Genomic DNA, 7,647 nt, shown 5'->3' on the forward strand with positions numbered 1-7,647 from the left:
GTCCGCCGCCTCCCCAGCGGGATCGAAAGCTCTGGCCGCCTGATCCAGCAGTTGCTTCTTCCAGGAATAAATCTGGTTGGGATGCACCTCGTAGCGCTGCGCCAGATCGGCCACGCTCACCTGTTCACGCAGCGCCTCCAAAGCGATCTTCGCCTTCAGCGCCGCATCGATCTTCCGTCTCGTCTTCTTCGTCACCGTCCGCTCCGTTTACCAAACGGAACGGCTACATTCCAACTAGGCTTCTGGTCCCAAATCCGGGGGCCACTTCAGATCCGACGATGGAAAAGTTCGATGTGCGAACCCGTCGCACGAGAAAGTCGACTTGCCCCTTGTTCATTATACCGTGGCATCTCGTGTGCCCCGCGCGTGAGACGAGATCGCAATCTCTACGACGCCAGGCTGTGAGCTGCTCGTTGACGTTCGGCGGCGACGGCGTCATCGCGCCGCTCCGTCGTGTTATCTTTGGCCGTGTCTGGCTGGCGGTCTTCTCTCAAAAGTGGTTGCCCTGATTCGGAGGGGCGGCGTCGCTTGGGCGATGATGACATCGCGGCCGACATGGTTGCGCTAGTTAGACTGCAATTGCACTCGCCGGTGCCACCGCACCGAAAGCGCTTGCATGGCTCGACATGGTCACAGCGATCTTGTTGCTTGGGTTGTGCTTCGTAGTCGGTGGCGTGGCACTATTGGATCGAACGTGGCAATCTTCAATAAGTGAGCAGGTGCCATCCGGGGCGCTGCCCGCCGCCGTCGCGCTGAACGGCATCAGCACAACATCATGCGCAACGTAGGCCCGCCGCTGAGCGGCATGGTGCAGCCGAAGGCCGGCGCGGTGGCTGCATTCGAACGCTCCGCTGTATCTGCCGCCATGATCGCGCTGCTTCTATGTAAGCGCTTGGCCAACCTTGCGTTCTCCGGCGTGAAAAGTTCAGCAGTGCCGTCCCATACATCACCAATTCTTCGTCGATGAAAATCGCGGTAATACACTCCACGGTGAAAATTGTAGTCGGTCGTGGCACAATCATAACGCTGATGCCCATAGTGACGCGAGATCTCCTGCACGGCGCGGGCCCGAACTTGCGAGCGCGTCAGTGTGGCGCGTTCGAAAACTCGAGTGTTGGCTGGCGATCATATAGCTCTCGCGTGGCGGCGACTACGGGGCTATCCGTCGTCGAACTATCGTTCCCGTGGCCTATCGTTTACACCGACCGTCGGTGCAGAAATTCGGCGGAATTTCAGCAAAAGATGCGAAACTCTCCGCTTGAGAGTGGGAGATTACGGTAAAGCTGCAAAAAGCCTCTGATAGCCTCGCATCAGGCCAAGACTCGTTCGTCACCGGGTCTGGGGTTTTTATCCAGCAACTAGACGCGGATCCACCGCGCGTTCGACTCTAGAGGGGAAACGAAACATGACGATCTCTCGACGCGACCTCATGAAGACAGGCTTGGCCGCGGGTACCGCCATATCGATGCCATCCGTCATGCGGGCGCAGGCTGCCTCTACCGCCTCCCGAATGGTCCGCATGGTAATGTCGGGTTCGGGTGACCTCCGCGTCTTCGATCCGATCTTTACCACAGCTACCATCACCGCCAATCACGGCCTTGCGATATACGACACGCTGTTCGCGCTGGATTCCAAACTTAGGCCGCAGCCGCAAATGGTAGAAAAGTGGAGCGTGTCCGACGACAAGAAAGCCTATACGTTTGAGCTCCGGAATGGTCTCGGTTGGCATGATGGCACCCCGGTGACTGCGGCGGATTGTGTGGCCTCTATACGTCGATGGGGTCAGGTCTCTCCCGGCGGCAAACTGATCATGGCGCGGGCCAAGGATATTTCGAAGAAGGACGATAAAACCTTCACGCTCGAGCTCAAGGAGCCGCTGGGCCTCCTGATAGATATACTCGCGAGTTTGTCATATCCCTTGCCGTTCGTTATGCGGGAGAAGGATGCAAGTCGACCCCCAACCGAGCAGGTAACGGCGAATATCGGATCGGGGCCGTTTAAATTCAATGAAGCTTTGGCTAAGCCGGGCGCCAGCATTACCTACGACCGCAATGAGAAATACGTGCCACGCAGCGAGCCGCCTGACGGATTTGCCGGCGGCAAGAACGTCAATATCGATCGCGTCATCTGGGAGAACATTGCCAATCAGCAGACTGCCTTCGCAGCTTTGCGCGCGGGCGAGGTTGATTTCGTTGAATCGCTGCCCGCGGATCTCTACTCGGCGGTCGAGAGCGATCCAAACCTTGCGCTTCAAGTTGTGTACAAGATGGGCTGGGTCAATTTTCTGCGCATGAACTGTCTTCAGAAGCCGTTCGACAACGTGAAGGCGCGCCAAGCGATGCTTCACCTGATCGATCAAGAGGCGTTCTTGCGCATTGCTTCCCCTGACCCAAAATACGGCAACACCGTTACTTCGATGTTTGGAGACGATACGCTCTATTCCAACGGCGAAAATACGGGATGGTACAAGAAGGGCGGCGATCCGGAAAAAGCCAAGCAGCTGTTCAAGGAGGGCGGATACTCTGGCGAGAAGCTCGTCATTCTCCAACCCACGAACCTTCCTGCGTACAGCAATGCCTCGCAGTTTCTGGCGGGCGCGCTGCGGAAGATTGGGATTAATGCCGAACTTGCGCCAAGCGATTGGGGCGACATTGTTACCCGCCGGACGAACAAGGGCCCGGTTGAGGACGGGGGTTGGAGCATCTTTTTAACGGGTGTGCCCAATGTGGCCTTGGGCGATCCGATCGGCGCGCCCTGGCTAACCGCGAACGGCGACAAGGGGTTCTTTGGCTGGCCAAAGAACGACGAATACGAGGCCCTTCGGGCCAAGTGGGCGGATGTTGAAACGCTCGCAGAACGCCAAGCGCTCGCCCGCAAGATGCAAAGGGTTTGGTGGGACTTCGTCGGCACCGTTCTGCTGGGTAAAGTTGACTCCCCAAGCGCGCGCCGGAAGGCGCTGACCGGCCTCATCGAAATGCCGAGCCTTCTCGCGATGTGGAACATGCAGAAGGTCTGAGGACGCAATGGCCGTTTACATGCTTTGGAGGCTGCTCTCGACCATTGCCGTCATCGCAATGGTCGGAGTTTTCATCTTTTTGCTTCTCCGGCTGTCGCCTGGCGACCCGGCGGCCATCATCGCCGGCGACACGGCGACACCTCAAATGATCTCCGGCATCCGCGAACAGCTGGGACTTAACAATTCACTGCCGGTCCAGTTCTTACATTGGGCGCTGGGCATTCTCGGTGGCGATCTCGGGGTCTCAATTTTCACTCGGCGGCCGGTTCTCCAACTCATCTCCCAGCGGCTGGAGCCGACCATTTGCCTTTCGATCTTGACGATGATCTTTTCAGTGCTGACTGGGGTTGCTTTCGGCATGCTTGCCGCATGGCGAGTCGGCGGCCTCGTGGACCGCGCCCTCGCAGCCTTTGCGGCCCTTGGCTTTTCTGTCCCGGTGTTCGTCGTGGGCTATTTTCTCGTCTACTGGTTCGCCATCAGCGCGCGCTGGCTCCCGGTCCAGGGATACCAGCCTATCGACCATGGCCTCGGGCCCTGGTTTATGCACCTAATCCTGCCTACCCTAACCTTGAGTTTCCCGTACATTGCTTACATCGGCCGGATCACGCGCGCGAGCATGCTCGAAGTGCTGTCGGAAGACTATATGCGAACGGCCGCTGCCAAGGGCGCTTCTCCATATTCCATGCTTTTTCACCACGCCCTGAAGAATGCGGGTGTCCCGATCCTCACCGTTATCGGAATAAGCTTCGCGTATCTGGTCTCTGGCGTCGTCATAACGGAAACGGTGTTCAACATCTCTGGTGTCGGTCGATTGGTAGTCGATGCGATCAGCAACCGTGACTATCCCATCATTCAAGGAGTGCTCATCCTAGCTTCCGGCCTGTACGCTCTAATCAATCTCGCGGTCGATCTAGCTTACACTCTGATTGATCCCCGTATCAGGTACTGACATGACACTTTTCTCAGCACCGGTTGAATCCCTGTCGGTAAGTCGGCTGGGGACATCCGGACTTCCGCGTCTAGCAAGGCGGCATCCGCTGGTGTTTATAGGCGGTGGCCTCTTGGCGGTTTTGATCATGCTGGCGCTCACTGCGCCGCTTAACGTCAGCGATCCATTGATCATGGATCCGTTCAAACGGCTTCAACCGCCATCAGCCGAGATGTGGTTCGGCAGCGATAATCTGGGCCGTGACGTGTTTGCGCGAACGATGTTCGGCGCGCGTATCTCCCTCTTGGTGGGATTGATGTCGGCGGCGAGCGCTGCAGCGGGCGGGCTCTTAATTGGTGTCATCGCCGGCTACAGTCGCAGCTTCGACAACGTCGTCATGCGGGTCATGGACGGCCTGATGGCGATCCCGACGGTTCTGCTGGCCATCGCTCTTGTTTCTTTGACAGGAGCCGGGGTCGGAATCCTTATCGTCGCGATCACGGTCCCTTCGATTCCAAGTGTTACGCGGCTCGTTCGTTCGGTGGTTCTGAGTGTCCGCGTGCGCCCTTATGTGGAGGCAGCGCTCTGTGGCGGTGCGAGCCTACCAAAGGTGCTTTGGCGGCACATCCTCCCGAGCACCATTCCGCCCCTTATGGTGCAGAGCTCCAACGTCTGCGCGTCTGCGATTCTGACGGAGGCCGGGCTGAGCTTTCTCGGCGTAGGTGTGCCGACCGAGATTCCCAGTTGGGGCAACATGATCTCGAGCTCAAGCCTGTATCTCGCTGTCGCCCCATTCACGGTCTTCGCTCCCGGCATCTGCCTCGTGATCACGGTTCTTACGGTCAACCTGATTGGAGACGGCTTGCGCGACCTGTTCGATCCCCGCTCAAAGCGGAGAAGCTGATATGAAAATGCAAGAAACCACCGGGAATGACGTGCTCCTCGATGTTCGAGACTTGGAGACACACTTTTTCGGCGAGGAAAGCATCACCCGCGCATTAGGCGGCATCAGCTTTCAAGTCAAGCGTGGCGAAACGCTTGGTTTGGTCGGCGAATCCGGGTGCGGTAAGAGCGTCACGGCACTTTCCATTCTTCGCCTGCTGCCGAAGCTAAGCGCCAAGACCGTCAGCGGCGAAATCCGCTTTCACGGACGCGACCTGCTAAGACTCTCAGAACGAGAGATGCGACAGATCCGCGGTGACCGGATTGCCATGATCTTCCAGGAGCCCATGACGAGCCTGAATCCGGTTTACACTGTTGGTCGCCAAATCGCCGAGACGGTACAAATCCACACCAGGGTGTCCCAGTCAGATGCGATGGCAAGGTCGCAAGAGATGCTCCGGCTCGTCAGCATCTCGGACCCCGAACGTCGCCTTAGCAACTATCCCCACGAGATGTCGGGCGGCATGCGCCAGCGTGTCATGATTGCTATGGCACTCGCCTGTTCGCCAGAACTATTGATTGCTGACGAGCCAACTACCGCGCTCGACGTCACTATTCAGGCGCAGATCTTGCGGCTAATCATCGATCTGAAAGTGCGCACGGGAACCGCCGTCATGTTCATCACGCATGATCTCGGGGTTGTAGCGGAGACATGCCAACGAGTGATCGTCATGTATGCTGGCCGAATCATAGAGCAGGCGCCGGTTGCTGATCTGTTCGCACGCCCCATGCATCCCTATACCCAGGGACTCATGCGGTCGGTGCCTGATCCGCGGCGGGGCCGGTGGCGCCGCCTTCCAGAAATTCCTGGCATTGTCCCAGGCCTGCGCGAGCCCAGCGTCGGGTGCAGCTTCGCGCCCCGTTGCCCGTTCGCGATAGAATTTTGCCGCGAGGAGACGCCCCCCATGCGCGATATCGGGCAGGGTCATCAAGCGGCCTGCTGGCGCTCCGACGAGGTGGTCGGCGCATGAGCGCTCCTCTGCTGAAAGTTGAGAATCTGACGAAGCATTTTCGACTGAGTACGGGATTCCTTAAGACCGGCCCTGTGGTGCGGGCGGTGGAGGATGTATCTTTCTCGGTCGATCCGGGTGAGACGCTCTGCGTCGTTGGCGAATCGGGCTGCGGTAAATCGACCGTTGCACGGCTCCTCATGCGGCTCGCAGAGCCGACAGCCGGGCGCGTGTTGATCGAGGGGACCGATATCGCAGGTCTCAAGAAGCACAAACTTCGCGCGTGGCGCCGCCGGATGCAGATGGTGTTCCAGGATCCGTACTCGTCGCTGAACCCGCGACTTACCGCCGGGCGAATTATCACCGAACCCGTCGAGAATTTTGAGCGTCTCAGCCGCAAGCAGCGCCAAGCCCTTGCCGCGGATCTTCTCCGAAAGGTTGGGATGTCGCCCGAGATGATGCACAGGCTTCCATCCGAGTTGTCAGGGGGCCAAAGACAGCGGCTCGGGATCGCGAGGGCACTCGCGCTTACGCCCTCGCTCATCATCGCCGACGAGGCGGTGTCAGCCCTTGATGTCTCGGTGCAGGCACAGATCCTGAATTTGCTGATGGATCTCCAGCAGCAGATGGGTATCGCCTTCATATTCATCTCGCATAACCTTAGCGTGGTGGAGCACATCGGCCATCGCGTGGCGGTTATGTACTTGGGGCGGATCGTGGAGCTCGCCCCATGCGAAGCGCTGTTCGCAAAGCCGCTCCATCCTTACACAGAGGCGCTCATTGCGGCAGCTCCGGTTCCGGATCCTACCCGAGTACGGCTCGAGGTGCCTGTGCAAGGAGAGGTACCAAGTCCGATCAAACCTCCGAATGGGTGCGCGTTTCACCCGCGGTGCCCGCTTGCGGTCGAGCGCTGCCGGATCGAAGTGCCGCCTTTGGTGCCGATGGTTGACGGGCGCGGCGTAGCCTGCCATGTGCGCGCTCCAGCGTTTGAAGGTGCGGCCAAACCGGCTGGGCTGGCCGTCTCTTCGCTCACTCGTGTGGTAGACCTCGTGCGCACCGACGACACAAACATTAGACATCCGAGGTGAGCATGAAAGTAACGGAAGGATCGAACATGCCCTCTCTTTATGACACAGCTCGCCGCCGCGTTGCTTTTGGTGACCGATGAATGTCACCGAGGTTATCCGCACGGAGTCGAATTCATGATTGGCGTACGTGAGAATGCACGAAGCCAAGATATCTGTGCTGCATGAGTTTCGTGCACTCAGATGCGACTTACGACACGGTCCACTCTGAAACGGAAAGTTGTTCCGGCTGGCCTTGCATCTTGACCGTCTTTGGCGAAGCGTAGAACCTCTACGAATGAAGTTGGGCTTGATCGTGAGCAAATACGATCCGCCGCCACCACACGGCGCATCATGATCAGTTCATCATGATGGAGAGAAACATGAATCTAGCCTTCCGATTATTGACTGGTTATTGAATACGTTCGATCTGGACCGCGGCCTGCGTGGCCACATGTTCAATGATGCGCGCTTCATCAAACCTAACATCGGGACGACGGCGCGTACGCCACGGATTAATCCGTCGTCCGTGAAGAACCCAGACTTCAGCTCGGGGCGAGGTGAAGTCGGAGGATGAGCGGGGCGAGGATTTGGTGCAACAAAAGCTCGAGCCAGCGGATGATGCGGCGGAAGATACTATGGGGTGACCAGCAAAGCCGTGAGAGTATTGAGGCTGGTCATGAGCAATGGAGCCCCCCCATGCAAAATGCAAACGATCTTGGCCGGTCTTCCACGGTCCTGGAGCAG

At 58.3% G+C, this 7,647-nt stretch carries 8 protein-coding genes and 1 pseudogene; 7 read left to right on the top strand and 2 right to left on the bottom strand.

Annotation, left to right across the window (positions count from 1 at the left end; genetic code table 11):
* Window positions 1-195, bottom strand: a 195-nt coding sequence (locus P0R31_RS40190; RefSeq protein WP_275521103.1) for a transposase, incomplete at its 3' end; no start/stop codon positions are given.
* A gap of 431 nt (window positions 196-626) precedes the next feature.
* Between P0R31_RS40190 and P0R31_RS40195 the strand changes: the two genes are divergently transcribed.
* Entirely contained in the window at window positions 627-788 is a 162-nt protein-coding gene (locus P0R31_RS40195) for an MFS transporter (protein WP_275521105.1), read from the top strand.
* On the opposite strand, the gene P0R31_RS40200 is transcribed toward P0R31_RS40195, so the two are convergent.
* Window positions 763-1,059: a hypothetical protein gene (locus P0R31_RS40200; protein ID WP_275521116.1), complete on the bottom strand. Its 297-nt coding sequence runs from the start codon at window positions 1,057-1,059 to the stop codon at window positions 763-765. The genes P0R31_RS40195 and P0R31_RS40200 overlap by 26 nt on opposite strands.
* Before the next feature lie 346 nt (window positions 1,060-1,405).
* On the opposite strand from P0R31_RS40200, the gene P0R31_RS40205 reads away from it, so the two are divergent.
* The 6 genes and pseudogenes from P0R31_RS40205 to P0R31_RS40230 form a co-directional block, all read left to right on the top strand.
* Window positions 1,406-3,016, top strand: a complete 1,611-nt coding sequence (locus P0R31_RS40205; RefSeq protein WP_275521107.1) for an ABC transporter substrate-binding protein — start codon at window positions 1,406-1,408, stop codon at window positions 3,014-3,016.
* A 7-nt stretch (window positions 3,017-3,023) separates the two neighbouring features.
* Window positions 3,024-3,965 carry an ABC transporter permease gene (locus tag P0R31_RS40210; protein WP_275521109.1) on the top strand — a complete coding sequence of 314 codons (942 nt, stop codon included), beginning with the start codon at window positions 3,024-3,026 and terminating at the stop codon, window positions 3,963-3,965.
* Between the two features lies 1 nt (window position 3,966).
* Window positions 3,967-4,848, top strand: a complete 882-nt coding sequence (locus P0R31_RS40215) for an ABC transporter permease (protein WP_275521110.1) — start codon at window positions 3,967-3,969, stop codon at window positions 4,846-4,848.
* Window position 4,849: 1 nt separating this feature from the next.
* Complete coding sequence (locus P0R31_RS40220; protein ID WP_275521112.1) at window positions 4,850-5,857, top strand: ABC transporter ATP-binding protein; 1,008 nt, start codon at window positions 4,850-4,852, stop codon at window positions 5,855-5,857.
* Window positions 5,854-6,924: an ABC transporter ATP-binding protein gene (locus P0R31_RS40225; RefSeq protein ID WP_275521114.1), complete on the top strand. Its 1,071-nt coding sequence runs from the start codon at window positions 5,854-5,856 to the stop codon at window positions 6,922-6,924. The genes P0R31_RS40220 and P0R31_RS40225 overlap by 4 nt, the downstream gene beginning before the upstream one ends.
* Before the next feature lie 299 nt (window positions 6,925-7,223).
* Window positions 7,224-7,477: pseudogene (locus P0R31_RS40230) on the top strand (hypothetical protein); the annotation flags it as partial.
* Between the last annotated feature and the right edge of the window lie 170 nt (window positions 7,478-7,647).

Source organism: Bradyrhizobium yuanmingense (genome assembly GCF_029167105.1).
In the GTDB taxonomy this organism is placed as follows: Bacteria; Pseudomonadota; Alphaproteobacteria; order Rhizobiales; family Xanthobacteraceae; genus Bradyrhizobium; species Bradyrhizobium yuanmingense_A.